We start from the raw sequence: 24,532 nt of genomic DNA, 5'->3' as shown, positions 1-24,532 counted from the left end.
CGCGCTGTTGAGTTCTCAAGAAGCAACCGCTCATCCCGTACAAGCCCCGGATCCGTTCCCGGCCCGGCCGCTCTTCCGCTAGAGGCGGCTTTCCACTGTATTTCGGGGCGTCGCCCCCGGTCAGAACCTTACCAGAAGGTCCGATCGAAGGCCAACCCTTCTATCTTACTCAGGTTCTCCCACCTGTCAAGGACCGGTGGTCGTTCCGGAGTGGTTCCCACCCTACCCCGGCCGCACGAGTGCTCGTGCCATCCGCTGGAGTGTGGGGCCGGCCCGGTCGCGGTTCGCACCGCGTCGTCCGTGCCGATGTCTCTAGATTACAGGCTTCGGAGGGTGCTTCGTACGCCGCCGCGCCCACCGGCCGACGCAGCGGAGGCGCCGCCGTGCCCGTCACCTGCCCGTGCCCTGCCCGTCAACGGCGTTCCCGCCGCTCCGCGGCTCAGATCTTCTCGATGGGCGCGAACTTCACGACGAAGTCCTTCTCCCCGATGTCCGCTCCGAAGTCGATGCGCGCCTTCGTCCGGTCGCCCGCGCCGTCCACGAGCATCACCGTGCCCATGCCGAACTTGTCATGGGTGACCTTGTCCCCCGGGCTCAGCGTCGGGACGTCCTTCGACGCCTTGCGCGCCGCCGGCTCCTTGCGCGGCCTCGGGGATCCCAGGCTGGAGAACGACGACTCCGACCGCCGCCAGTCCAGCAGCTCCTTGGGAACCTCGTCCAGGAACCGCGACGGCGGGTTGTACGAGGGCGACCCCCACGCGCTGCGCACGGCGGCCCGGCTGACGTACAGCCGCTCCTGCGCGCGCGTGATGCCCACATACGCGAGCCGCCGCTCCTCCTCCAGTTCGGCCTTGTCCCCCAGCGTGCGCATGTGCGGGAAGACCCCGTCCTCCATGCCCGTCAGGAACACCACCGGGAATTCCAGTCCCTTGGCGGAGTGCAGCGTCATCAGTGTGACCACGCCGCCGCCGTCCTCCTCGTCCGGGATCTGGTCGGTGTCGGCCACCAGGGAGATCTGCTCCAGGAAGTCCACCAGCGTCGGCTCCGGGGCGTCTCCCGGTCCCCCCGGCTCCGCCCCCTCAGGCTCTCCGCCCTCGGGCCCAGGCTCGGACCCGGACCCGGACCCGGACCCGGGCTCGGGCTCGGGCTCGGGCTCGGGCTCGGTGTCCTCCGGGTACAGCGGCCCGGAGAAGGTGTTCTCGAACTCGCGCGCGACGTCGACGAACTCCTCCAGGTTCTCCACCCGGCTCTCGTCCTGGATGTCCTTCGACTCGGTCAGCTCCGACAGGTATCCCGTCCGCTGCAGGACCGCCTCGACGATCTCCGACGGCGACGCGTCCCGCGCGTACTCCGCCAGGTCCTCCAGAAGCGCGTTGAACTCCTTGACCGCCTTCAGGGACCGCGTCGCCAGCCCCGGCGCCTCCCCGGCGCGGCGCAGCGCCTGCGCGAACGACGTGCGCTCCCGCGCGGCGAACAGCTCCACCGCCTCCTCCGCGCGGCCGCCGATGCCGCGCTTGGGGACGTTCAGGATGCGCCGCAGGCTCACCGTGTCCTCGGGGTTGGCCAGCACCCTGAGGTAGGCCAGGATGTCGCGGATCTCCTTGCGCTCGTAGAAGCGCACCCCGCCGACGATCTTGTACGGCAGCCCGGTCCGGATGAACACGTCCTCGAAGACGCGCGACTGGGCGTTGGTCCGGTAGAAGACCGCGACCTCGGACGGGGTCGCCTTCCCCTCGTCGGTGAGCCGGTCGATCTCCCCGACGACGAACGCCGCCTCGTCGTGCTCGTTGTCGGCCACGTAGCCGGTGATCGTCGGGCCGACGCCCTGCTCGGACCAGAGGTTCTTCTCCGGGCGGCCGTCGTTGCGCTCGATCAGCGTGTTGGCCGCGTTCAGGATGTTCTGCGTGGACCGGTAGTTCTGCTCCAGCAGGATGGTCCGCGCCGACGGGTAGTCCCGCTCGAACTCCAGGATGTTGCGGATGGTGGCGCCGCGGAAGGCGTAGATCGACTGGTCGGCGTCGCCCACCACGCACAGCTCCGGGGGCGGCACGGCGGCCGGGGTCCCGTCCTCCTGCCCGTCCTCCCCGACCAGTTCGCGGATGAGCGCGTACTGGGCGTGGTTGGTGTCCTGGTACTCGTCGACCAGGACGTGCCGGAACCGCCGACGGTAGTGCTCGGCGACGTCGGGGAACATCTGCAGGAGGTTGACCGTGACCATGATCAGGTCGTCGAAGTCCATCGCCCCGGCCTCGTGCAGCCGCCGCTGGTACAGGGCGTAGGCCTCGGCGAGCTTCTTCTCCTGCTCGCTCTGTGCCTGCTCGGCGAAGGTGTCGTAGTCGACGAGCTCGTTCTTCAGGTTGGACACCTGGGCGGAGAACGACTTGGGCGGGAACCGCTTGGGGTCCAGGTCCAGCTCCTTGCAGACGAGCTGCATCAGGCGCTTGGAGTCCGCCGCGTCGTAGATGGTGAAGCTGCTCGGGTAGCCCAGCCGCGCGGCCTCGCGGCGCAGGATGCGCACGCACGCCGAATGGAAGGTCATCACCCACATGGTGCGGGCGACGCGCGAGCCGAGCAGGCCCTCGATGCGCTCCTTCATCTCGGCGGCGGCCTTGTTGGTGAAGGTGATCGCGAGGACCTCGCCGGGGCGCACGCCGCGCTCGGAGAGCAGGTGGGCGATGCGGTGGGTGAGGACGCGGGTCTTGCCCGATCCGGCGCCCGCGACGATGAGCAGCGGCGACCCGGAGTGCGTGACGGCTTCCCGCTGCGGTGCGTTCAGACCTTCGAGTAGCTCAGAGGAGGACACGCGACAAGCCTATGAGCAGTCGCCCCCTGGTTCCTCCTCATCGCTCCCCCTCCCGCCCTCCGGGCTCCTCCCGCCGGCCCACGGCCGCGCCGCCCCGGGGGCCGACGCGGCCGCCCCGGGGGCGCGCGCCTCGGCGGGACGCCCTCTGAGCAGCCCTATTCTGGACCGGAACCAACGATGATCATGTGAATTGGGGGGATTCCCGTGCGGGTCTTCATCGACTGCGACCCGGGTATCGACGACGCGCTCGCGCTCGCCTACCTGACCGCGCAGCCCGAGGTGGAACTCGTCGGCGTCGGCACCGTCTTCGGCAACAACGCCGTCGACACCACCACCGACAACGCACTGCGGCTGCTGGAGCTCTACGGCGCCCCCGAGGTGCCGGTGGCCCGCGGTGCCGGGCGCCCCCTGGTGCAGGAGCCGTCGCTGGCCGAGTCGGTGCACGGCGCCAACGGGCTGGGCGATGTCGTGCTGCCCGCGCCCAAGGGGTCCCCGGTGGAGGAGTCGGCGGCCGAACTGCTGGTGCGGCTGGCCCGCGCCAACCCGGGCGAGATCGACCTGCTGGCGGTCGGCCCGCTGACCAACATCGCGCTGGCGCTGGGGCTGGAGCCGGAGCTGCCACGGCTGCTGCGCCGCGTCGTGGTGATGGGGGGCGCCGTGCAGGAGCCGGGCAACGTCACCCCGTGGGCGGAGGCCAACACCTCCAACGACCCGGAGGCCGCCGAGCGGGTGTTCGCCGCCGGGTTCGACCTGACGCTCGTCGCGCTGGACGTGACGATGAAGGCGGTCATGCCGGGTTCCTGGCTGGACGCGCTCCGCGGGGCCGCGGGTGAGCGAGCACAGCGCACCGCCGATTTCCTGGACTTCTACTTCGGCTGGTACAGCAGCGTGTTCGGGGTGCGGCAGAGCGCGATGCACGACCCTCTGGCCGCGGGCATCCTCGTCGACCCCGAGCTGGTGACGCGGTCGGTGGAGCGGCCGATCCGGGTGGAGCTGAAGGGCGAGTACACGCGCGGGCTGACCATCGCCGACCTGCGCCCGTTCTCGAAGCCCGGCGACGAGGACCGCCCCTGCGTGACCCTGGTGCAGGACGCCGACGCCACGACCTTCCTGGAGCGGATGGCCGACGCCCTGCGGTAGGCGGTGGCCGCTGGCCCCTCCCCCGTTGATCTCGGGGAAAACGACGCCAAAACCGCGCGCGTAGGGTCGTTCTTCCCGAGATCAACGGGGACGCCGGTTCAGACCAGCTTGCGGGCGGTGGCCCAGCGGCTGAGTTCGTGGCGGTTGGAGAGCTGGAGCTTGCGCAGCACGGACGACACGTGGGTCTCCACGGTCTTCACCGAGATGAACAGCTCCTTGGCGACCTCCTTGTAGGCGTAGCCGCGGGCGATGAGCCGCAGCACCTCGCGCTCGCGCTGGGTGAGCCGGTCCAGCTCGGGGTCCATGGGCGGCGCGTCGGTGGCGGCGAAGGCGTCCAGCACGAACCCGGCCAGCCGCGGTGAGAACACGGCGTCGCCTTCGGCGACCCGCACGATGGCGTCGGCCAGCTCGCGGCCGGAGATGGTCTTGGTGACGTAGCCGCGGGCGCCGCCGCGCACCACGCCGATGACGTCCTCGGCCGCGTCGGAGACCGACAGCGCGAGGAACCGCACCTCGGGCTGGCGGGCCAGGACGCGGCGCAGGACCTCCACCCCGCCGCCGCCGGGCAGGTGCACGTCGAGGAGCACCAGGTCGGGGCTGTGCTCGGCGATGACGCGGACGGCGGAGTCGACGTCCCCGGCCTCGCCGACGACATCGACGGCGTCGCCTAGTTCGCCGCGCACCCCACTGCGGAACAGCCGGTGGTCGTCGACGATCACGACGCGGGGCACCGCCGCGCCTCCGGCAAAGGTCTCATTGTCGTCACCCACATAGGCGACTGTACCCATCCGGGCCTCCGATAGGGCGCCGCTGCCCGACCCCGGCCATGCGCGCGCGGGAATGAGGGGCTTGGCGGGCGCGGCGGACACGGCGTGTACACCGCCGGCGACGGAGACCGGCCCCGTCACCGCTCCCGCAACCGCTCCCCGCACATGTGCTCCCCGCATAATTGCTCCCCACGCCCCACCCCCGCTCCCGCGTTCACTCGGCGCTCTTGATGCGGGGCATGGTGAGCTGTACTTCGGTCCCCTCCCCCGGGGCGGTGCGGATGCGGGCGCTGCCGCCGTGCCGCTCCATGCGCCCGACGATGGAGCCGCGCACCCCCATGCGGTCGGCCGGCACCGCGTCCAGGTCGAATCCGGGGCCGCGGTCGCGCACGAACACCAGGACCTGTTCGGGCTCCACCTCCCCGTACACGGAGACGGTCTCGGGGCCCGCGTACTTGGAGGCGTTGACCATCGCCTCGCGGGCGGCGCGCAGTTCGGCGTGGACCGCGTCGTCGACGTCCCCGTCCCCCACGCACACCACGTCGATGGGCACCCCGTGCACCTCTTCGACCTCGGCGGCGACGCGCTCCAGGGCGGCCTTGACGGTGGTCTCCGCGTCGGCGGGGCGCTGGTAGAGCCACCCGCGCAGCGCGCGCTCCTGGACGCGGGCCAGGCGCTGCACCTCCCGGGGGTCCTCGGCGCGGCGCTGGATGAGGGTGAGGGTGTGCAGCACCGAGTCGTGGATGTGCGCGGCGAGCTCGGCGCGCTCTTGGTTGCGGATGCGTTCGCGGCGCTCCTTGTCGCGCTCGCGGATGAGCCCCACGATCCAGGGGGCGGCGACGAGGCTGATCCCGGCGAGGGTGGCCACGGCGAAGGTGAGCCCGGCGCGGGCGTCCTGGAGCTGCTGCTGGAAGGCGAGGAAGCCGAAGACCCCGATGACGATGAGCAGGACCCCGGCCCCGCCGCGCAGCAGGCCGGTCCGGGAGCGCAGCGAGGTCGCCGACACCCATTCGTCGCGCTGGGCGGGGTTGGCCTGCTGCCAGAGGATGGCGCCGCCGATGGCGCCGAAGACGATGAGCCACAGCAGGGGGTCGAACAGCCCGCCGAAGAGCAGGAAGAGCAGGCCGACGACCCCGGCGACGGCCAGGTAGGCGAGCAGCTGGGCCAGGTCGCGGCCTTGTCGGCGGGCGGACTCGGCGCGCTCCTCGGGGTCCGCCTCGGCCTCGGCGGGGACGAAGAACACCAGGGCGAAGTAGACGGCGATGCCGATCCCGGCGAAGCCGAGGGCGAGCAGCGCCAGGCGCACCACGGTGGTGGACACGCCCAGGTGGCGGGCCATGCCCGCGCCGACGCCCGCGACCAGCCGTCCGTCGCGGGCGCGCTGCATGCGCGGCGGCTCCTCGGCCGCCGCCGTGTCCGACATCGCCTGTGCTCCCCTTTTCCTCCGCGGGTCTCCAGGATGCCCCCGGCGCGGGCGGCGGGGCATCAGGGGCGCGCCCGGAAGACGCGGCCGGGGTGGGGAGGGGTGCGCCTCAGGGAGGGGTCAGGGTGGTCCCGGATGGGCACGGGGCCTGCGGAGGGCGACGATGGAGAGCATGGAGACCGCTGGGGACACGACCGCCGGGGAGGCGACCGCGGACGAGGGGCTGCGCCGCCGCCCCGACGCGGGCGTGCTCACCGGGGTGTGCGCGGGGCTGGGCCGCTACACGGGGACGGACCCGGTGCTGTGGCGGGTGGCGTTCTGCCTGACCGGGCTGGCCGGTCTGGTGGGGGTGCTGCTGTACGTGGGCGCCTGGCTGGTGATGCGGGACGCCCGGGGCGGCCCGGCGATGGCCGAGCAGCTGCTCAACCGGCGGGTCCCGGCGCGGGCGGTGCCGACGCTGCTGGCGGCGGCGCTGGCGGTGGCCACGGCGCTGAGCCTGGTGGGCGGGGTGGCCTGGGGGACGCTGGTGCTGGCGGCGCCGCTGGTGCTGGGCCTGCTGACGGCGCACGGGCGGGGCGTGGTGCTGCAGAGGGAGTTCCGCGCACTGCCGTCGCTGCTGCGGCGGCACGCGCCTCCGCCTCCCGCCCCGGAGCCGGAGCCGGGCCCGGCGTACTACAACCCGGCGCAGCCGTGGGCGCAGGCCCCGGCGGGGCCGATCGACCTGGCGGTGCTGGGCGGCGGCGGGGCGCCGCGCGGTGCCGCGGCTCCGGCGCCGCAGGGCGCTCCGGAGCCCTCAGACTCCTCCTCGGAGCCCCCGGAGTCCTCGGATCCCCCCCGGCCCTCGGAGTCCTCGGAGCTCTCGAACCCCTCGGACGCCCCGGAGCCCCGGCAGGAGTGCCGTCCGCGCCGCAAGCGCGCGCGGGGGGTCCGCCTGCTGGCGTTCGCGTTCTGGGCGGCGGTGGCCGCCGCCGGCGGGTTCATGCTCGCCACGGGCGAGTTCTCGCTCGCGGCCCTGGTCGGGCCCCAGACGGGGCCGCTCTATCTGGGGAGCGTCGCGGTGGTCATCGGGCTGGCGCTGGTCGCGGGGGCGTGGGTCGGCGATGCGCGCGGCCTCGCGGTGGTGGGGGTACTGGTTGCGGTGCTGCTGGTGGCGGCGTCGGCCACCGACCTGACGGGGCTGCGCTTCGGCGAGGCCCAGTGGCGGCCGCGGACGGTCGCCGAGGCGCAGCGCCCGTTCGAGCTGACCGGGGGCACCGCCGCGGTCGACCTGACCCGGATGGAGCTGGAGCCGGGCGACGAGGTGGCGGTGCGCGTGAAGGTCGGCTTCGGCGGGATGGAGGTCGTCGTTCCGCAGGAGGCGCGGGTGCGGGTACACGGCACGTCGGCGTTCGGGGAGATCCGGGTGGACGAGTCGATGCGGTCCGGGCCGCGGCTGGACGTGCGGGAGACGTTGGAGCCCGCCGCCGGCGGTGCCGGGGGCGGGGACGGCGCGGCCGGGGGCGCCCCGGTGCTGGACGTGACGCTGTCCTCCTATGTGGGGGACTTGGAGGTGCGGCGTGAGAAGGCGTAGGACCGACTGGGGCTCGCTCATCGCGGGCCTGTGCTTCGTCGTCCTCGGCGCGGCCTTCCTGGTGCGCGGGACCGGCGGGTGGGGGTTCGACCTGGTGTGGGTGCTGCCCGCGCTGGCGGTCGGTCTGGGCCTGGCGGGGATCGCGCGGGCGATGGTGCGCTCGCGCGACCGGGAGTCCGCCGACGGCGGGTGACGGGACGCCGTACAGGACCGGGCCGCGATCGGGCGGGGCCCAACCCTCTGCAACCTCTAGTGATCCATATCACTTTGATTTAGGTTGGGGCGCGACCGCCGATCCGGAACGGGAGGCCGCGCCCCCATGCCCGACATCCGCGTCACCGTCGACGGCGTGCGCTACGACGACCAAGTCGAAGCCCGCCGACTCCTCGTCCACCATCTCCGCCGCCTCGGAAAGGTCGGCACCCCCGTGGGGTGCGACACGAGCAACTGCGGCGCCTGCACCGTCCTGATGGACGGCGCGTCCGTCAAGAGCTGCACCGTCCTGGCCGTTCAGGCCGACGGCAGCCGGATCAGCACCGTCGAGGGCATGGCCGCCGACGGCGAATGGCACCCCCTGCAGTCCGCGTTCCACCGCCGCCACGCGCTCCAGTGCGGCTACTGCACCCCCGGCATGCTCATGGCCGCCTCCGACCTGCTGCAGGACAACCCCGACCCGACCGAGGAGGAGGTCCGCGAGGGCCTCGAGGGCAACCTGTGCCGGTGCACCGGCTACGCGAACATCGTCGCCGCCGTCCTCGACGCCGCGGCCGAGATGCGCGGGGCCCACACGCGCACCCCGGTGGGAGGTGGCACCGCATGACCACCGCACCCGAGAGCACCCCCGGAAGCGCAGAGAGCATCCCCGACACCGCTCCGCAGACCGGCCGCCCGCTGCCCCGCAAGGAGGACGCCCGGCTGCTCACCGGGCGCACCCGCTGGACCGACAACATCGAACCCCCCGGCACCCTGCACGTGGCGTTCCTGCGCAGCCCCATGGCGCACGCGCGGATCGGGAACGTCGACGCCTCGCGCGCGCGGGGGGTGCCCGGCGTCGCGGCGGTGTTCACCGGGGCCGACGTCGCCGATGAGCAGGGGTCGCTGCCCTGTGCCTGGCCGGTGACCGAGGACATGGTCACCCCTCCGCACCCGCCGATGGCCGTGGACGAGGTGCGCTACGCCGGGGAGGCGGTGGCCTGCGTCGTCGCCCGCGACCCGGAGAGCGCCGCCGACGCCCTGGAGGAGATCGACGTCGACTACGAGCCGCTGCCCGCGGTGCTCGACCTGGAGGAGGCCCTGGCCGACGGCGCCGACCCGGTGCACGCCGACGCGGGCACCAACCGGGCCTACGTGTGGCCGTTCTCCAACGGGGACGTCGACGCGGCGTTCTCGGGGGCGGACATGGTGCTGACCCGGCGCTACCGGCAGCAGCGGCTCATCCCCGCGGCCATGGAGCCGCGTTCGGTGGTGTGCCAGCCCGAGGAGGGCGGGTACACGCTGTGGTCGGCCACGCAGATCCCGCACGTGCTGCGGCTCATGCTGGCGACGGTCACCGGCGTCCCCGAGCACGACATCCGGGTGGTCGCCCCGGACGTGGGCGGCGGCTTCGGGTCGAAGCTGCAGGTGACCGCGGAGGAGGTGCTGCTGCTCCTGCTCGCCCGCCGCCTGGGCCGCCCGGTGAAGTGGACCGAGACCCGGTCGGAGGGGTTCCAGACCACGCACCACGGGCGGGCGCAGATCCAGGACGTGTCCATCGCCGCCGACGCCGACGGGCGGCTGCGCGGGCTGAAGGTGGACCTGCTCGCCGACATGGGCGCCTACCTGATGCTGGTCACCCCGGGGGTTCCGCTGCTGGGCGCGTTCATGTACCCGGGCATCTACAAGATGGACGCCTACTCCTTCACCTGCACCGGGGTGTTCACCACCACCATGCCCACCGACGCCTACCGGGGTGCGGGGCGGCCCGAGGCCACCTACGCCATCGAGCGGATCATGGGCGAGCTCGCCGACGAGCTGGGCATGGACCCGGTGGAGCTGCGGCGGCGCAACTGGATCGGCCACGGCGAGTTCCCCTACACCACCATCGCCGGGCTCACCTACGACACCGGGAACTACGAGGCGGCCACCGAGCGCGCGCTGGAGCTGGCCGGGTACCACGAGCTGCGGGCCGAGCAGGAGCGGCGGCGCAAGAGCGGCGACACGGTACAGCTCGGCATCGGGGTGTCGACGTTCACGGAGATGTGCGGGATCGCGCCCTCGCGCATGCTGGGCGAGCTGAACTACGGCGCCGGCGGGTGGGAGCACGCGTCGGTGCGGATGCTGCCCAGCGGCAAGGTCGAGGTGGTGACGGGCTCCTCGGCGCACGGGCAGGGGCACGAGACCGCCTGGTCGCAGATCGCCGCCGACCGGTTGGGCGTGCCGGTGGAGGACGTGCGGGTGCTGCACGGCGACACCCGGGTCTCCCCGCGCGGGCTGGACACCTACGGGTCGCGGTCGCTGGTCGTGGGCGGGTCGGCGCTGGTGCACGCCTGCGAGCGGGTGGTGGACAAGGCCCGGGTGATGGCGGCGCACATGCTGGAGGCCGCCGAGGACGACCTGGAGTTCACGGGCGGGCGGTTCCGGGTGCGCGGCACCGAGCGGCCGTCGGCCGCCATCCAGGAGGTGGCGCTGGCCGTGTTCGCCGCGCACGACCTGCCGGAGGGGGCCGAGCCGTCCCTGGACTCCGACGCCGCCTTCGACCCGTCCGACTTCTCCTACCCGCACGGCACGCACCTGTGCGCGGTGGAGGTGGACACCGAGACCGGGGCGGTGCGCATCCGCGGCTACACGGCCGTGGACGACGTGGGCACCGTCGTCAACCCGCTGATCGTGGAGGGGCAGGTGCACGGCGGGCTGGCCCAGGGCATCGGCCAGGCGCTGTTCGAGGAGGCGGTGCACGACGCCGACGGCACCCTGGTCACCGCGACCATGGCGGACTACCTGCTGCCGTCCGCGGCCGACCTGCCCGGTTTCACCACCGACCGGACGGTGACCCCGTCCACCACCAACCCGCTGGGCTCCAAGGGGGTGGGCGAGGCCGGCACCATCGCCTCCACCCCGGCGGTGGTCGGCGCGGTGGTGGACGCCCTGCGCCCGTTCGGGGTGCGGGACGTGCCCATGCCCTGCACGCCCGAACGGGTGTGGCGGGCGCTCCAGGAGGCCCAGAGGGCCCGGAACGGAGGTGAGGGCCGATGATCCCGGCCCCGTTCGCGTACCTGCGCCCCGACTCGCTGGGCGCGGCCGTCGCGGCGCTGGCCGCCGACGAGGACGCCAAGGCGCTGGCGGGCGGGCAGAGCCTGGTGCCGCTGCTGCGGTTCCGGCTGGCCGCCCCCACCACCGTGGTGGACCTGTCCGGGGTGGACGGGCTGCGCGGGGTGGCCGACGACGGCGACGCGCTCCGGATCGGCGCCCTGACCACCCACCACGAGGTGGTCCGCGACCCGCTGGTGGCCGAGCACTGCGCGCTGCTGGCGATGGCGGCGCGCACCGTGGCCGACCCGGCGGTGCGCCACCGCGGCACGCTGGGCGGGTCGCTGGCGCACGCCGACCCGGCCGCCGACCTGCCCGCCGCCGTGCTGGCGCTGGGCGCCGAGATGGAGGTGGAGGGGCCGGACGGCGCCCGCACCGTCCCGGCGTCCGCGTTCTTCGCGGACTACCTGACCACCGCCCTGGAGCCGGGCGAGGTGCTGGCGGCGGTGCGGGTCCCCAAGCTCACCGGCTGGGGGTTCCACTACGAGAAGTTCTCCCGCACCGCGCAGGCGTGGGCGGTGGTCGGGGTGGCCGCGGCGGTCCGCCGGGAGGACGGTGCCGTGGCCGAGGCCCGGGTCGGGCTGGCCAGCATGGCGCCGGTGCCGGTGCGGGCCGGGGAGGCCGAGCGGGCCTGCGGCGGCGCGGCCGGAGCCGAGGACCTGCGCGCCGCCGGGGCCCTGGCCCGGGAGGCGGGCTCCCCGCCGAGCGATCTGAACGGCGGCGCCGACTACCGGCGGCACCTGGCCGGGGTGCTGGCCGGGCGGGCGCTGGCGCGGGCGGCCGGAATGGAGGCGGTTCAGGCGTGAGCATGCGACTGGAGCACGAGTTCGGGGTCCCGGTCCCGGTGGGGCGCGCGTGGGAGGTGCTGCTGGACCCGGAGCGGGTGGCGCCGTGCGTGCCGGGCGCGACCCTGGAGTCGGTCGACGGGGACACCGTGACCGGGAAGGTGCGGGTGAAGGTCGGGCCGATCACCGTGACCTACCGCGGCGAGGCCCGCTTCACCGAGAGGGACGCGGACGCGCGGAGGGTGCGCATCGAGGCCTCGGGCAAGGAGGCCAGGGGCAGCGGCACGGCGTCGGCGTCCGTGGTGGCGTCGCTGTCCGACGACGGCGCCGGGGCGACGCGGGTGGAGGTCGCGGCGGACCTGAAGGTGACGGGCCGGGTGGCCCAGTTCGGGCGCGGGGTGATGGCGGACGTGAGCGGCCGCCTGGTGAACAGGTTCGCCGAGTCCCTGGCGGAGGAGCTGGCCGCCCCGGAGGACCCGGAGCCCTCGCCCTCGGGGCCGGAGGAGGAGCGGCCCGGCGCCGCGTCCGGGGCCGACGGCAGGGTCCCCGACCGGGAGGCCGCGAGCGCGGTCCACGAGGTCCACCGGGCGGCCGGCCGCGCCGCGCAGGCCGAGGAGGAGGCCCTGGACGCGCTGCGGACGGCCGGGGTGCCGGTGCTCAAGCGCCTCGCCCCGGTGGCCGCGGTGGCCGTGGTGCTGCTCCTGGGCGCCCGCTGGCTGAGGCGCCGGGGCAGGAGGAGAAGACAGGGGTAGCCCGGCCGGGGCGGGGCCCATCTCACTGGCATCTCCCCTTACGATTCACCGGTTCGGCGTAGGATCGGCTCGCATACGTGCCTGACACCCCCCGTGCGAGCCCATCCCCCTCCTTCCGTGCTCGTGCGGGCTCCCCGCATTAGTAAGGAAGACGCTCATGGCCGGACTCGGACCGCCGGCGCCGGGCGATCCCGCGCGCATCGGCCCCTACCGCCTGGCCGGCCGGCTGGGGCAGGGCGGTTGGGGAACCGTGTACGGGGCCCTGGACGGCGCCGGGCACCGCGCCGCCGTCGAGGTGCTCGCACCCGCGTTCGCCGCCGACCCCGGAGCGCGGGAGGCGTTCGCCCACCGCGCCGCCGCCCTGCACGGGGCCGGCGGCGTATGCGCCCCCGAGGTCGTCGCCGCCGACCCGGCGGCCGACCCGCCGTGGATCGCCACCGCCCACGCCCCCGGGCCGGACCTGGAGTCCTACCTGCGCGCGCACGGCCCCCTCGGGCCGGACGCGCTGCTCGCCTTCGCCGCGGCGACCGCCGAGGCGGTGGCCCGGATGCACGCCGTCGGCGTGGTCCACGGCGACCTGCGCCCGTCCCGGGTGGTGCTGTCCCCCGGGGGGCCGCGCCCGGAGGGGACGGGCGCGCCGCGTCCGGGCGCCGACGAATCGGCCGATGTGGCGGCGTGGGGCGCCCTGGTCGCCGCGGCCGGGACCGGCCGCTCCCCCTATGGTCCGGACGGGTCCCCGGACCTGGAGGGGGTCCCCGCGTCGCTGCGGCCGATGCTGAGCGCGGCGATGGACGCGCGCCCTCTGGCGCGCCCGGAGGCCGAGGCGATCTACCGGGGCCTGGTGGACTTCGCGGTCGACGAGGACATCCGCTCGGTGCCGACGGAGGACCTGGAGGGACTGCTGCGCGCCCTGCTGTCGCGGGTGTGGGCCGACGTGGCCCGCACGGCGGCGGGCTGGCCCGACGGGGACTGGGACGCGGCCGCCGCACCGCAGGAGGCCGCGGCGGGCGCCTCGGGGGCGGACCCCTCGGGGAGCGGCGCGTCCGCGCCGCCGGCCGCCATGGGGAGCATCCCCGGCGGGAAGCTGGCGGCGGTCGTCGCGGCGGCGGTCCTGGGCACCACCGCCGTCGGGGTGGGCGGGCTGTACACGGCCGGCACGGTCGCCGGGGGCTCCCCCGCGCCGTCGCCGTCCCCGTCGGCCTCCCCCGCCCCCGAGCTGGGCAGCGCCGAGGAGGTCGTGGACGGCATCGTCGCCCTCGTCGAGGAGACCGGCTCCTACCGGGTGCAGGAGGAGGTCGACGACGGCGGCCCCGAGCCGCGCCGCTCCGAGCTCGTCTTCCGCGCCGACCCGGACGTGTTCCTGCTGATCGAGGAGGGGGAGCCGGGCACCGAGACGATGTGGCTGCCCGGGTCGGGCGCCGGGAAGCAGCGCCGTGTCTACTCCGACCCCGCGCTGAACCAGGGCCTGACCGACCACTACGTGCGGGTGCGGGTCGAGGGCACGCCGCGGGCGGAGCGGCTGGACCGGGACGCGGTCGCCGCCCCCTTCACCGAGCTCGCCGAGAGCATGGAGGTGGAGGAGCGCGCCGACGAGCAGGTCGACGGCGCCGCGGCCACGCGGTTCACCGGCACCTTCACCGCGGCGGCCCCGGAAGCCGCGGCGGCCCCGGAGGGGGAGGCCGAGAACGGCTTCTCCCTGTGGGTCGCGCAGGACGGCCGCCCGCTGCGCCTGGAGTACGGCACGGACCCGGAGGACCCGGCCGTCACCCTGGAGTACTCCGGGTTCGACGGGGAGCTGGACACCTGGCTGTGCGGGACCGTGAGCGGCGTCCCCCGGGTGGGCGAGGCCATGCTCGTCGGCACCTCGGAGGAGGTGTCCTGCGCGTCCGCCCGCGCGGCCACCGAGACCTACCTGGACATGCCCGACGAGGAGAAGGTCGGCACCGGGTACGTGGTCGAGGACATCGACGGCTGGTACTGCGGCCTCCAGCCGACGGCGAGCGTGGACATCCGCCGGGACAGCGAGGACGCGGGCTCCTGCGGGCTCGACTACCCCGCCCTGGTGCAGCGCGCCGACTTCATCCGGCTGGACTGACGGTCCCGCCGAGGGCCCCGCTGAGGGCCCCGCTGACGGCGAAGGGCCCCGGCGATCGCCTCGCCGGGGCCCATTCGGTCACTCCCACTCGATGGTGCCCGGGGGCTTGCTGGTGACGTCCAGCACCACCCGGTTGATCTCGCGCACCTCGTTGGTGATCCGGTTGGAGATGGCCGCCAGCACGTCGTAGGGCAGCCGCGACCAGTCCGCGGTCATCGCGTCCTCGCTGCTGACCGGGCGCAGCACCACGGGGTGGCCGTAGGTGCGCCCGTCGCCCTGCACGCCCACCGACCGGACCCCGGCCAGCAGCACCACCGGGCACTGCCAGATGTCGCGGTCCAGCCCGGCGCGGGTGAGCTCCTCGCGGGCGATGGCGTCGGCGTCGCGCAGCACCTCCAGGCGGTCGCGGGTGACCTCGCCCACGATGCGGATGCCCAGCCCCGGGCCGGGGAAGGGCTGGCGCCACACCATCTCCGGCGGCAGGCCCAGCTCCTCGCCGACGCGGCGCACCTCGTCCTTGAACAGCTCGCGGAGCGGCTCGACCAGGGTGAACGCCAGGTCGTCGGGGAGCCCGCCGACGTTGTGGTGGGACTTGATGTTGGCGGTGCCGGTGCCGCCGCCGGACTCGACCACGTCGGGGTAGAGCGTGCCCTGGACGAGGAACTCGACCTCCTCGCCCCCGGCCCCGGCCTCGGCGACCACCTCGCGGGCGGCCTGCTCGAAGACGCGGATGAACTCCCGGCCGATGATCTTGCGCTTCTCCTCGGGGTCGCTCACCCCGGCCAGCGCGTCCAGGAACCGGTCCTGGGCGTCGACGACCTTCAGGCGCGCCCCGGTGGCGGCCACGTAGTCCTTCTCCACCTGCTCGGCCTCGCCCTTGCGCAGCAGCCCGTGGTCCACGAAGACGCAGGTGAGCTGCTCGCCGACGGCCCGCTGGACGAGCGCCCCGGCGACCGCGGAGTCCACGCCGCCGCTGAGCCCGCAGATGACCCGCTTGGAGCCGACCTCGGCGCGGATCCGCTCCACCTGCTCGTCGACGATGTTCACCATGGTCCAGGTGGGGCGGCACCCGGCGCCCTCGTAGAGGAACCGGCGCAGCACCTCCTGGCCGTGCTCGGTGTGCATCACCTCGGGGTGGAACTGCACGCCGTACAGGCCCCGGTCGGTGTCCTCGACCGCGGCGACGGGCGCCCCGGCGGTGGTGCCGGTGGTGCGGAAGCCCTCCGGCGCCTCGGTGACCGAGTCCCCGTGCGACATCCACACCGACTGCTCGGCCGGGGTCCCGGCGAACAGCACGGAGTCGGTGCCCAGCTCGGCGCGGGTGCGGCCGAACTCGCTGAGGCCGGTCCGGGCGACGGTGCCGCCCAGCGCCTGCACCATGGCCTGGAAGCCGTAGCAGATGCCGAACGTGGGCACCCCGGTGCCGAACAGGCCCTCGGGGGCCTGCGGCGCGCCGTCGGCGTACACCGACGAGGGGCCGCCGGACAGGATGATCGCCTTGGGCTTCTTGGCGAGCATCTCCTCGACGGGCATCGTCGAGGGGACGATCTCGCTGTAGACGTGGCATTCGCGCACCCGCCGCGCGATCAACTGCGCGTACTGCGCGCCGAAGTCGACGACGAGAACGGTGTCGAACGTGCTGTCGCCAGCACCGGCAAGGGACACGTATCGGCCTTCCCGCAGGTAGATGTGGATCGACACCAGTTTAGGGCCTCAGCGGAGCCGGAACCGCTTCATCAGCCGCGCCCCGGTGGTCATGAGCGCGGCCACCTTCTCGTAGTCCATCCCGGGCGGGCCGCCGAAGCCGATGTAGTGCTGGCTGGCGATGGTCTGCGGCTCGGTGAAGCGCAGCAGCCCCTCGGCGCCGTGGCGGCGGCCCAGGCCGGAGCGCTTCATGCCGCCCATGGGGCCGCCGTAGCTGGCCCAGGCGGCGGCGAAGCCCTCGTTGATGTTGACGGTGCCCGAGCGGATGCGCTCGGCCAGGCGGCGCCCGCGCGCGGTGTCGCGGGTCCACACGCTGGCGTTGAGGCCGTAGTCGGTGTCGTTGGCCAGGTCCACGGCCTCGTTGTCGTCGCGGTAGCGGTAGATGGACACGACGGGGCCGAAGGTCTCGCCGCCGCAGGCCTCCATGGCGGGCTCGACCCCGGTCATGAGGGTGGGCTCGTAGAACAGTGGGCCCAGGTCGGGGCGGGGGCGGCCGCCGGCGAGGATCTCGGCGCCCTTGGCACGGGCGTCCTCGACGTGCTGGACGACCCGGTCGTACTGGCGCTTGTAGGTGAGCGACCCCATGTCGGCGGAGAAGTCGAAGGCGGTGGACAGCTCCATGTCCCGCACGGCCTCGGCCAGGCGCGGCACGAAGGTGTCATAGACGGCGTCGTGCACGTACATCCGCTCGGTGGAGATGCACAGCTGCCCGGCGTTGCTGAAGCAGGAGCGCAGTGCGCCCTCGACGGTCCACGCGACGTCGGCGTCCTCGCACACGATCATCGGGTTCTTGCCGCCGAGCTCGGCCGAGCAGCCGACGAGGCGGGCGGCGGCGCGCTGGGCGATGGCCGCCCCGGCCGCGCTGGAGCCGGTGAAGGCGACGTAGTCGGCGTGGTCGATGAGCGGGTCGCCGATCTCGGCGGGCTCGCCGATGACGGGGATCCACAGGTCCTCAGGGACGCCGGCCTCGATGAGCAGGTCGATCGCCCACAGGGCGGTGAGGGCGGTCTGGGTGTCGGGCTTGGCGACGACGGCGTTCCCGGCGAGCAGGGCGGGGACGGCGTCGCTGACGGGCAGCGCCAGCGGGTAGTTCCAGGGGGTGATGACCGAGACGGCGCCCTTGGCCTGGTGGTGCACGTAGGCGCGGGTGGCCAGGGGCATGGCGCCGGGGACGCGGCGGCGGCCGAGCAGGCGGGGGGCGCTGCGGGCGTAGTACAGGGGGCCGGCGGCGGCGTCGTAGACCTCCTCGAAGGCGTGGCGCCGGGCCTTGCCGGTCTCCAGCTGGATGATGTCGAGGATCTCCCGCTGGCGGTCGAGCACCAGGTCGTGGAAGCGCAGGACGGGTGCGGCGCGTTCGGCGGGGGTGAGCTCGGCCCAGGCGCGCTGGGCGGTGCGGGCCCGTTCGAAGGCGCGGGCGACGTCCCCGGCGGAGGAGACCGGCAGCTCGGCCAGGGGCTTGCCGGTGAAGGGGGCGTGGGTGGCCGCCGTGTGGCCGGTGCTGCTCTGCACGCGTGCGGTGAGGCGGTCGACCAGCGCGGGGTCCAGGACGGGGGGCTCTGCGGTGGTTCGCGTGTCGGTACCCATGCGGGGAGCATAGTTCGGCGGGCGGACGCTGACTACCGTTCGGTAACCACGATCCGGCGAGGTCGGGGGCGCCGCCCTCGGTCCTGTCCGGATTCCCGTTGATCTCGGGAACAACGACGCTCTGATCTCGGGGACAACGACGCTGCAAGCGCGGGCCGTTCTTCCCGAGACCGACAACGGGAGTGGCCAGGGGACCCCGCTATTCCGTGCCCGCGTACCCGTCCGGGTTCCGCGTCTGCCAGCGCCATGCGTCGGCGCAGGCCTCGGCCATCGACAGCTCGGTCTTCCACCCCAGGTCGCGCAGGGCCGCCGACGGGTCGGCGTAGCACACGGCGATGTCGCCCGGGCGGCGGCCGACCACCTCGCGCGGGACCGGCACGCCGGTGGCCTCCTCGAAGGCGCGCACCGCCTCCAGCACCGAAGTCCCCTGGCCGGTGCCCAGGTTGTACACGCGGTGGCCGGGGGCGTCGTCCAGGTGCTCCAGCGCGGCCACGTGGCCCCGGGCCAGGTCGACCACGTGCAGGTAGTCGCGCACCCCGGTGCCGTCGGGGGTGGGGTAGTCGTCGCCGAAGACCCGCAGCGCCCCCCGGCGGCCGGTGGCCGCCTGGGACATGTAGGGGAAGAGGTTGGCGGGCACGCCGCGCGGGTCCTCCCCGATGAGGCCGCTGGGGTGGGCGCCGATCGGGTTGAAGTAGCGCAGCGAGACCGCGTGCCAGCGCGGGTCGGCGGCGGCCGCGTCGGCGAGGATGCGCTCGGCGAACAGCTTGGTGGCACCGTAGGGGTTGGCGGCCGACAGCGGCATGTCCTCGGTGATGGGGACGGTGGCCGGGTCGCCGTACACGGTGGCCGAGGAGCTGAAGACGAGGCGGAACACGCCGCGCTCGGCCATCACCTCGCCCAGGGCGAGCACGCCGTCGAGGTTGTTGCGGTAGTAGGCCAGCGGCCGCTCGGTGGACTCGCCGACCGCCTTGAGCCCGGCACAGTGGACCACCGCGTCGGGGCGGTGCTCGTCGAAGACCCGCTCGACGGCGGCGCGGTCGGCGCAGTCGCCCTCGACGAAGGGGACGGCGCGCCCGGTGATGCGCTCCACCCTGCGCACCGCCTCGGGGCGGCTGTTGTAGAGCGCGTCGAAGACCACCGGTTCGTGCCCCGCCGCGGCCAGTTCGACCGCGGTGTGGGTGCCGATGTAGCCCGCTCCCCCGGTCAGCAGGACCTTCACGTGCAGCTCCCCTCGTCGGTTCGCCCACCAGCATATGCACGCCGGTGCCCGCGGACGGGCACCGGCGCACCGGCGCGACGGCGGTGCCGCGCCTACAACCGCGGGTCGACCGGTTCGGACTCCAGCGCCAGCACGCCGAACACCGGCTCGTGCACCCGGGCGAGGGGTTCGCCCCGGGCGTGCCGGGCCAGGGACTCCAGCCCGAGGCGGTGCTCGCGCAGGGCCAGCGAGGCCTTGCGGCCCAGGCGGCGCTCCCGCAGCCCTTCCAGCCGTTCGGGGCGCAGGTAGTCGGCGCCGTAGATGATGCGCAGGTACTCGGGTCCGCGCACCTTCAGCCCCGGTTGGGCGAGCCCCTTGGCCCCGGCGGCCTCCGCGCCGTCGAAGGGCTTGACCACCATGCCCTCGCCCCCGGCCCCGGTCAGCCCCTCCCACCAGCGGACGGCCTCGGCGACGGCGTCCGGGTCGGTGGCGTCCACCACCAGGTAGCGGGTGGTGCGCACCAGGGGGCAGTGCTCGGCCAGGGCCTCGGTGAAGCGCATGTGCCACAGGTGGTCGCGGCCGGTGAACGCCGCCCCTTCGGCCGCCAGCACCGCGAACGGGGCGTACCGCAGGCCCGCCGCGCCCTCGGTGGGCCAGGTGTAGCGGCGGTAGACGGCGCTGAAGGCCTCGGTGTCCTCCTGCGCGGCGGCCACCCGCCCGCTCAGGGCGCCCAGGTCCAGGCCGCGCCCGGCGGCGCGGTCCAGCGCCTCGGCCGCGGCGGGCAGCGCGGCGCGGGCGGCGGCGCCCACCGCGGCGTACTGCTCCCGGATGAGCCCCTCCGCCTTGGCGGACCAGGGCAGCAGCTCCCCGTCCAGGGCGACCCAGTCGGTGCCGAGCCGCTCCCAGGCCCCGGAGGCGGTCAGCCCGGCCCGCAGCTCCTCCAGCACCTCCTGTTCGGCGGCCGGGTCCGGGAAGAACGGGCGGCCGGTGCGGGTGTAGACGGCGCCGAGCGCGCCGGGCACGAAGCGCCGCGCGGCCGCCTCGGCGTCGCGGCACACCACGGCCACGGCGCGCGAACCCATGTGCTTCTCCTGGCACACCACGCGGCCGACCCCGTCGGCGCGGAACCGCTCGAAGGCCTCCTGGGGCCGCTCCAGCAGCGCCGGGTCGGCGGAGGTGGGCGCGGGCGCCATGGTCGGCGGCAGGTAGAGCAGCCACCGCGGGTCGGCGGCGAACCGGCTCATCACCTCGAGCGCGGCCAGGGCGTTGGCCTCGGGCACGCGCACCCTGCCGTGGGCGGTCTCCACGGCGGTGCCGCCGCCCCGGCCGAGGACGCCCGTGACGGCGGCGTCCACCACGCCCGGCGCGCCGGGGTCCGTCGCCGCCGGGGCGGGTTCGGGGCGCAGCGGCCGGGTGGGCTCGTACCAGGTGGCGTGCGCGTCGACGGCGGCGGTCTCCCGCTCGGGGTAGCGCAGCGCGGTGAGGCGCCCGCCGAACACGCACCCGGTGTCCAGGCACAGGGTGTTGTTGACCCACTCGGCCTCGGGTGTGGGCACGTGGCCGTAGACGACGGCGGCGCGGCCCCGGTACTCGGCGGCCCAGTCGTGGCGGACGGGCAGCCCGTACTCGTCGGTCTCGCCGCTGGTGTCGCCGTACAGGGCGAAGGAGCGCACCCGCCCGGAGGAGCGGCCGTGGTAGGACTCCTTGAGCCCGGCGTGGGCGACGACCAGCCTCCCGCCGTCCAGCAGGTAGTGGGAGACGAGGCGGTCGCAGAACTCCAGCGCGCGGGCGCTGAACCCCTCGTCCTCGGAGGCGAGCTGGTCCAGGGTCTCGGCCAGGCCGTGGGTGCGCTTGACGTTGCGCCCCTTGAGGGCGCGCACGAGCTTGGCCTCGTGGTTGCCGGACACGCACAGCGCGTCGCCCGCCTCCACCATGCCCATGGCCAGCCGCAGCACCCCCGGGGAGTCGGGGCCGCGGTCGACGAGGTCGCCGACGAACACGGCGGTGCGCCCCTCGGGGTGGCGGGCGCCGACCGCGCGGCCCGCGCCGTCGCGTTCGACGCCGTAGCCGAGCTTGCCGAGCAGCTCCTCCAGTTCGGCGCGGCAGCCGTGGACGTCGCCGATGATGTCGAAGGGACCGGCCAGGTCGCGCTTGTCGTTCCAGGACCGCTCGGGTTCGACCCGGGCGGCGGCGATCTCCTCCTCGCCGCGCAGCACGTGGAGGCGGCGGAAGCCCTCCCGGTCCATGCGCTTGAGGTCGCGCCGCAGGTTCTGGCGCTGGCGGGAGACCACCCGGGGCGGGATGTCCCGGTCGGTGCGCCCGGCGTTGCGCTTGTTGGCGGTGCCCTCGGTGACGTCCAGCACGATCGCCGCGGCGGGCAGGTCGTGCTCCTTGGCGATGCGCACCAGCTGCGCGCGGTCGTCCTTGCGCACGCTGGTGGCGTCGACCACGGTCAGCAGGCGCCGCTTGAGGCGCTTGGCGACGATGGCGTTCACCAGCTCGAAGGCGTCGCCGGTGGCGGACAGGTCGTTCTCGTCGTCGCTGACCAGCGCCCGGCAGGCGTCGGAGGAGACGACCTGGGTGGGGCGGAACCAGCGTGCGGCGGCGGTGGACTTTCCGGAGCCGGAGACCCCGACCAGCAGCACGAGCCCGGTGTCGGGCACGCGCAGCACGCGCCCGGCGCCCTCGGCGATCTCGGTGCTCTCGCGCTCCTCGCTCATCGGGTGAACACCCCCATCTGGGTCGGTGATCCGGTCGCGGCGTCCTCGGGGCCGACCGGGAGCAGCCGCGCCCGGTAGCCGTGGGCGGCGGCGACCCGTTCGGCCCAGGCCGCGAACTCGGCCCGGGTCCACTCGAACCGGTGGTCGGGGTGGCGCATCCGGCCGTCCCCCAGTCCCGGGTAGTTGGCGTTGTACTCGGCGTTGGGCGTGGTGACGACGACGGTGCGGGGGGCGGCGTCGCCGAAGACCACGTGCTCCAGGGCGGGCAGCCGCCACGGGTCGAGGTGCTCGACGACCTCCATCAGCACGGCGGCGTCGTGGCCCCGGAACCGCGGGTCGCGGTAGACCGCGGAGCCGCAGAACAGGTCCAGCCGGGCGCTCTCCCGCTCGGACATGCGCGCCGTGCGCAGGCGGCGGTGGGCGGCGGCGATCGCGTCCGCGGACGGGTCGGCCCCGGTGACGCGGGTGACGTCGGCGTCGCCGAGCAGGCGGCGCACCAGCTGCCCGGCGCCGCAGCCCAGGTCGAGGACGGTGCGGGCGCCCTCGGCCTTGAGGGCGCTGAGCACCGCCCCGGCGCGGCGCTCGGCCAGGGTGGGTTCGCGCTCGCGGGCCTCCTCCTCCGGGGGCCGCTCGTTCTGCGGCTCCTCGGGCAGGTCCTCCAGGGCGCCCAGGGCGTCGAGGCGGGCGGAGGCCTGCCGGTAGAGGCGGCGGCGGCGCGCCAGGTAGCGGGAGGTGATGCGGGGGCGCGCCGGGTGCCCGGCCAGCCAGCCGCCGGCGTTGCGGACGAGCTTGTCCACCTCGTCGTCGGCCACCCAGTAGTGCTTGGCGCCGTCCATCACCGGCAGCAGGACGTACAGGTGGGACAGGGCGTCGGACAGGCGCCGCTCCCCGGTGAGGGTGAGGGAGACGTAGCGCGAGTCGCCCCAGCCGGGCAGTCCGGGGTCGAGCGGGACCGGGTCGGCCCGCACCTCCCAGCCCAGGGGTTCGAACAGCGCCCGCGCCTCGTCGGGGCCGCCGCGGCAGGGCACGGCGGGCAGCGACAGGGTGAGCGGGAGGGCGGTGGCCGCCAGGTCGGGACGGGCGGCGCAGCGGCCCCGGAGGGCGGTGCGGAACACGTCGCCGATCGCGACCGACATCAGCGACGACGCCGCGTAGGGCCGGTCGTTGACGTAGGAGGCCAGCGCGAAGGACGCCGAGGCCGCGTGCGTGCGGGCGCGGCGCAGCCGGTCGGGGTCGACGTCGAGCAGCAGGGCGGCCGTGCAGGCGTCGGGGCCGGCCTCGGGGTAGAACACGTGGGCCGTGCCGTGGGTCTGCGCGAACTCCTGCACCCGGTCGGGGTGCTTGTGCAGCAGGTACCCCAGATCGGTGGCGGGCCGGAATCGGGCGGTGATCGTCAGAAGCACGCGTCCGAGTGTGGCCCACGCCAGGCGGGGGTTTCGACCGAATTTTCCCGGCCCCGGGCCTTTTCCCTGGCCGAATGAGGTCCCGAAGGGGCCCAGAAGGGTTGGCCGCTGCCCGACGCGGGGACGATTTCCCACGTCAGGGGGCACATGACGCGTTTTCACGCGTGCTGGTCGAGGGGGGACCGTCCGATGCGTGCCGTCGCCGTCGCCGATTTCGGCGCCGAACCCGAAGTGATGGACCTGCCCGAGCCGGTGCCGGGACCGGGGGAGTTCCTGGTGCACCTGCGCGCGGCCGGGGTGAACCCGTTCGACTGGAAGGTGGCCGAGGGGCTGCTGCGCAGGGCGGTGCACCACGCCTTCCCGCTGATCCTGGGCAGCGACGGCGCGGGCACGGTGCACTCCGTCGGCGGCGGGGTGAGCGCCTTCCGCCCGGGCGACCGGGTGTACGGCCAGTTCCTGCGGCTGCCGCAGGGGCTGGGCAGCTATTCGGAGTACGCGCTGGCCACCGAGGAGGACGCGGTCGCGCGGATGCCCGACGGGATGCTGTTCACCCAGGCGGCGGCGGTGCCCACGGCCACCATGACCGCCTACGGGCTGGTGGAGGCGGCCGGGGTGGACGCCGGGCAGAAGGTGCTGGTGGTGGGGGCCACCGGCGGGGTGGGCCAGTCGGTGGTGCAGTTCGCCCGGGACCGCGGGGCGGCGGTGGCCGCCACCGCCGCGGGCGCCGAGGCCGAGGAGTGGATGCGCCACCTGGGCGCGTCGGCGGTGCTGGACCACACCCGGGGGCCGATCGTGGAGCGCCTGCTGGAGCTGTGCCCCGACGGCGTGCACACGGTGATCGACCTGGTGCAGGACGCCGAGGGCGTGGCGTCGCTGCTCCCCGCGGTGCACCGCCCGGGCGGGACGGTGGCCAGCACCCAGGGGGCGGTGGACACGGGCGGCCTGGCCGAGCGGGGCCTCACCGGGATCAACTACAGCAACCGGGGCAGCGCGCGGCTGCTCGCGGTCCTGGCCGACCTGATCGACGCGGGACGGCTGCAGGTGCGCATCGACCACGAGGCCGACCTGGCGGACGCCCCGTCGGCCCTGACCCGCCTGCGCTCAGGAGGCGCACGGGGCAAGACGGTACTGCGGATCTGAGCGGCGCTGCGGATCTGAACGGCGCTGCACATCCGGCCCGGGTCCCGGCGTCCGCATGCGGCCACGCGGCCGGATTGCCCGGCTTGATGGTGCGATGTCCACCACACGGGCACCGCCCGTACCGCAGGGCGCGGGGCCGCCGTCGGCGGCCCCGTTCCGCGCG

17 protein-coding genes are annotated in these 24,532 nt (G+C 74.6%); 9 read left to right on the top strand and 8 right to left on the bottom strand.

Annotated features, from left to right (window positions below; genetic code table 11):
• Nucleotides 1-439 precede the first annotated feature (439 nt).
• Nucleotides 440-2,803: a UvrD-helicase domain-containing protein gene (locus tag O4U47_RS23615; RefSeq protein ID WP_270680143.1), complete on the bottom strand. Its 2,364-nt coding sequence runs from the start codon at nucleotides 2,801-2,803 to the stop codon at nucleotides 440-442.
• Nucleotides 2,804-3,007: 204 nt separating this feature from the next.
• On the opposite strand from O4U47_RS23615, the gene O4U47_RS23610 reads away from it, so the two are divergent.
• The gene (locus tag O4U47_RS23610; protein WP_270680142.1) at nucleotides 3,008-3,943 is read left to right on the top strand and encodes a nucleoside hydrolase; all 936 of its coding nucleotides are present in this window, start codon (nucleotides 3,008-3,010) and stop codon (nucleotides 3,941-3,943) included.
• A gap of 98 nt (nucleotides 3,944-4,041) precedes the next feature.
• On the opposite strand, the gene O4U47_RS23605 is transcribed toward O4U47_RS23610, so the two are convergent.
• Together O4U47_RS23605 and O4U47_RS23600 are read right to left on the bottom strand one after the other, a co-directional pair.
• Nucleotides 4,042-4,731: a response regulator gene (locus O4U47_RS23605; RefSeq protein ID WP_408639020.1), complete on the bottom strand. Its 690-nt coding sequence runs from the start codon at nucleotides 4,729-4,731 to the stop codon at nucleotides 4,042-4,044.
• A gap of 193 nt (nucleotides 4,732-4,924) precedes the next feature.
• Nucleotides 4,925-6,133: an ATP-binding protein gene (locus O4U47_RS23600; protein ID WP_270680140.1), complete on the bottom strand. Its 1,209-nt coding sequence runs from the start codon at nucleotides 6,131-6,133 to the stop codon at nucleotides 4,925-4,927.
• Nucleotides 6,134-6,305: 172 nt separating this feature from the next.
• On the opposite strand from O4U47_RS23600, the gene O4U47_RS23595 reads away from it, so the two are divergent.
• The 7 genes from O4U47_RS23595 to O4U47_RS23565 all read left to right on the top strand — a co-directional run bounded on the left by O4U47_RS23595 (nucleotide 6,306) and on the right by O4U47_RS23565 (nucleotide 14,620).
• Nucleotides 6,306-7,703 carry a PspC domain-containing protein gene (locus O4U47_RS23595; protein ID WP_270680139.1) on the top strand — a complete coding sequence of 466 codons (1,398 nt, stop codon included), beginning with the start codon at nucleotides 6,306-6,308 and terminating at the stop codon, nucleotides 7,701-7,703.
• Nucleotides 7,690-7,896, top strand: coding sequence for a hypothetical protein (locus tag O4U47_RS23590; RefSeq protein WP_270680138.1), 207 nt, complete (start codon nucleotides 7,690-7,692; stop codon nucleotides 7,894-7,896). The genes O4U47_RS23595 and O4U47_RS23590 overlap by 14 nt, the downstream gene beginning before the upstream one ends.
• Nucleotides 7,897-8,022: 126 nt before the next feature.
• Nucleotides 8,023-8,523, top strand: a complete 501-nt coding sequence (locus tag O4U47_RS23585; RefSeq protein ID WP_270680137.1) for a (2Fe-2S)-binding protein — start codon at nucleotides 8,023-8,025, stop codon at nucleotides 8,521-8,523.
• Entirely contained in the window at nucleotides 8,520-10,934 is a 2,415-nt protein-coding gene (locus O4U47_RS23580) for a xanthine dehydrogenase family protein molybdopterin-binding subunit (protein WP_270680136.1), read from the top strand. Before O4U47_RS23585 ends, O4U47_RS23580 begins: the two co-directional genes overlap by 4 nt.
• Nucleotides 10,931-11,794 carry an FAD binding domain-containing protein gene (locus O4U47_RS23575; protein ID WP_270680135.1) on the top strand — a complete coding sequence of 288 codons (864 nt, stop codon included), beginning with the start codon at nucleotides 10,931-10,933 and terminating at the stop codon, nucleotides 11,792-11,794. The genes O4U47_RS23580 and O4U47_RS23575 overlap by 4 nt, the downstream gene beginning before the upstream one ends.
• Nucleotides 11,791-12,525 (top strand): SRPBCC family protein, encoded by a 735-nt coding sequence (locus O4U47_RS23570; RefSeq protein ID WP_270680134.1) that lies wholly within the window; start codon nucleotides 11,791-11,793, stop codon nucleotides 12,523-12,525. The genes O4U47_RS23575 and O4U47_RS23570 overlap by 4 nt, the downstream gene beginning before the upstream one ends.
• Nucleotides 12,526-12,682: 157 nt before the next feature.
• Entirely contained in the window at nucleotides 12,683-14,620 is a 1,938-nt protein-coding gene (locus O4U47_RS23565; protein WP_270680133.1) for a serine/threonine-protein kinase, read from the top strand.
• Nucleotides 14,621-14,698: 78 nt separating this feature from the next.
• On the opposite strand, the gene guaA is transcribed toward O4U47_RS23565, so the two are convergent.
• From guaA to O4U47_RS23540, 5 genes are all read right to left on the bottom strand, one after another.
• Complete coding sequence (guaA, locus tag O4U47_RS23560; RefSeq protein ID WP_270680146.1) at nucleotides 14,699-16,285, bottom strand: glutamine-hydrolyzing GMP synthase; 1,587 nt, start codon at nucleotides 16,283-16,285, stop codon at nucleotides 14,699-14,701.
• A 48-nt stretch (nucleotides 16,286-16,333) separates the two neighbouring features.
• Nucleotides 16,334-17,908, bottom strand: a complete 1,575-nt coding sequence (locus O4U47_RS23555; RefSeq protein WP_270680132.1) for a succinic semialdehyde dehydrogenase — start codon at nucleotides 17,906-17,908, stop codon at nucleotides 16,334-16,336.
• 199 nt (nucleotides 17,909-18,107) lie between these two features.
• Nucleotides 18,108-19,127: a UDP-glucose 4-epimerase GalE gene (gene galE, locus O4U47_RS23550; RefSeq protein WP_270680131.1), complete on the bottom strand. Its 1,020-nt coding sequence runs from the start codon at nucleotides 19,125-19,127 to the stop codon at nucleotides 18,108-18,110.
• Nucleotides 19,128-19,219: 92 nt separating this feature from the next.
• Nucleotides 19,220-21,826, bottom strand: a complete 2,607-nt coding sequence (locus O4U47_RS23545; RefSeq protein ID WP_270680130.1) for a polynucleotide kinase-phosphatase — start codon at nucleotides 21,824-21,826, stop codon at nucleotides 19,220-19,222.
• Entirely contained in the window at nucleotides 21,823-23,229 is a 1,407-nt protein-coding gene (locus O4U47_RS23540) for a 3' terminal RNA ribose 2'-O-methyltransferase Hen1 (RefSeq protein WP_270680129.1), read from the bottom strand. The genes O4U47_RS23545 and O4U47_RS23540 overlap by 4 nt, the downstream gene beginning before the upstream one ends.
• Before the next feature lie 189 nt (nucleotides 23,230-23,418).
• Between O4U47_RS23540 and O4U47_RS23535 the strand changes: the two genes are divergently transcribed.
• Nucleotides 23,419-24,369: an NADP-dependent oxidoreductase gene (locus O4U47_RS23535; protein WP_270680128.1), complete on the top strand. Its 951-nt coding sequence runs from the start codon at nucleotides 23,419-23,421 to the stop codon at nucleotides 24,367-24,369.
• Nucleotides 24,370-24,532: the final 163 nt, after the last annotated feature.

It is taken from the genome of Nocardiopsis suaedae, assembly GCF_027706745.1.
Taxonomy (GTDB): Bacteria; Actinomycetota; Actinomycetes; order Streptosporangiales; family Streptosporangiaceae; genus Nocardiopsis_A; species Nocardiopsis_A suaedae.
Note: the sequence above shows the minus strand (reverse complement) of the source record. Positions and strands in the feature narration are given on the sequence as shown.

Bases quoted from the DNA above. Each gene is read 5' to 3' on its own strand.
- O4U47_RS23605 (WP_408639020.1), bottom strand. From the start codon at position 4,731: ATGGGTACAGTCGCCTATGTGGGTGACGACAATGAGACCTTTGCCGGA.
- O4U47_RS23600 (WP_270680140.1), bottom strand. From the start codon at position 6,133: ATGTCGGACACGGCGGCGGCCGAGGAGCCGCCGCGCATGCAGCGCGCC.
- O4U47_RS23595 (WP_270680139.1), top strand. From the start codon at position 6,306: ATGGAGACCGCTGGGGACACGACCGCCGGGGAGGCGACCGCGGACGAG.
- O4U47_RS23585 (WP_270680137.1), top strand. From the start codon at position 8,023: ATGCCCGACATCCGCGTCACCGTCGACGGCGTGCGCTACGACGACCAA.
- O4U47_RS23580 (WP_270680136.1), top strand. From the start codon at position 8,520: ATGACCACCGCACCCGAGAGCACCCCCGGAAGCGCAGAGAGCATCCCC.
- O4U47_RS23575 (WP_270680135.1), top strand. From the start codon at position 10,931: ATGATCCCGGCCCCGTTCGCGTACCTGCGCCCCGACTCGCTGGGCGCG.
- O4U47_RS23565 (WP_270680133.1), top strand. From the start codon at position 12,683: ATGGCCGGACTCGGACCGCCGGCGCCGGGCGATCCCGCGCGCATCGGC.
- O4U47_RS23555 (WP_270680132.1), bottom strand. From the start codon at position 17,908: ATGGGTACCGACACGCGAACCACCGCAGAGCCCCCCGTCCTGGACCCC.
- O4U47_RS23545 (WP_270680130.1), bottom strand. From the start codon at position 21,826: ATGAGCGAGGAGCGCGAGAGCACCGAGATCGCCGAGGGCGCCGGGCGC.
- O4U47_RS23535 (WP_270680128.1), top strand. From the start codon at position 23,419: ATGCGTGCCGTCGCCGTCGCCGATTTCGGCGCCGAACCCGAAGTGATG.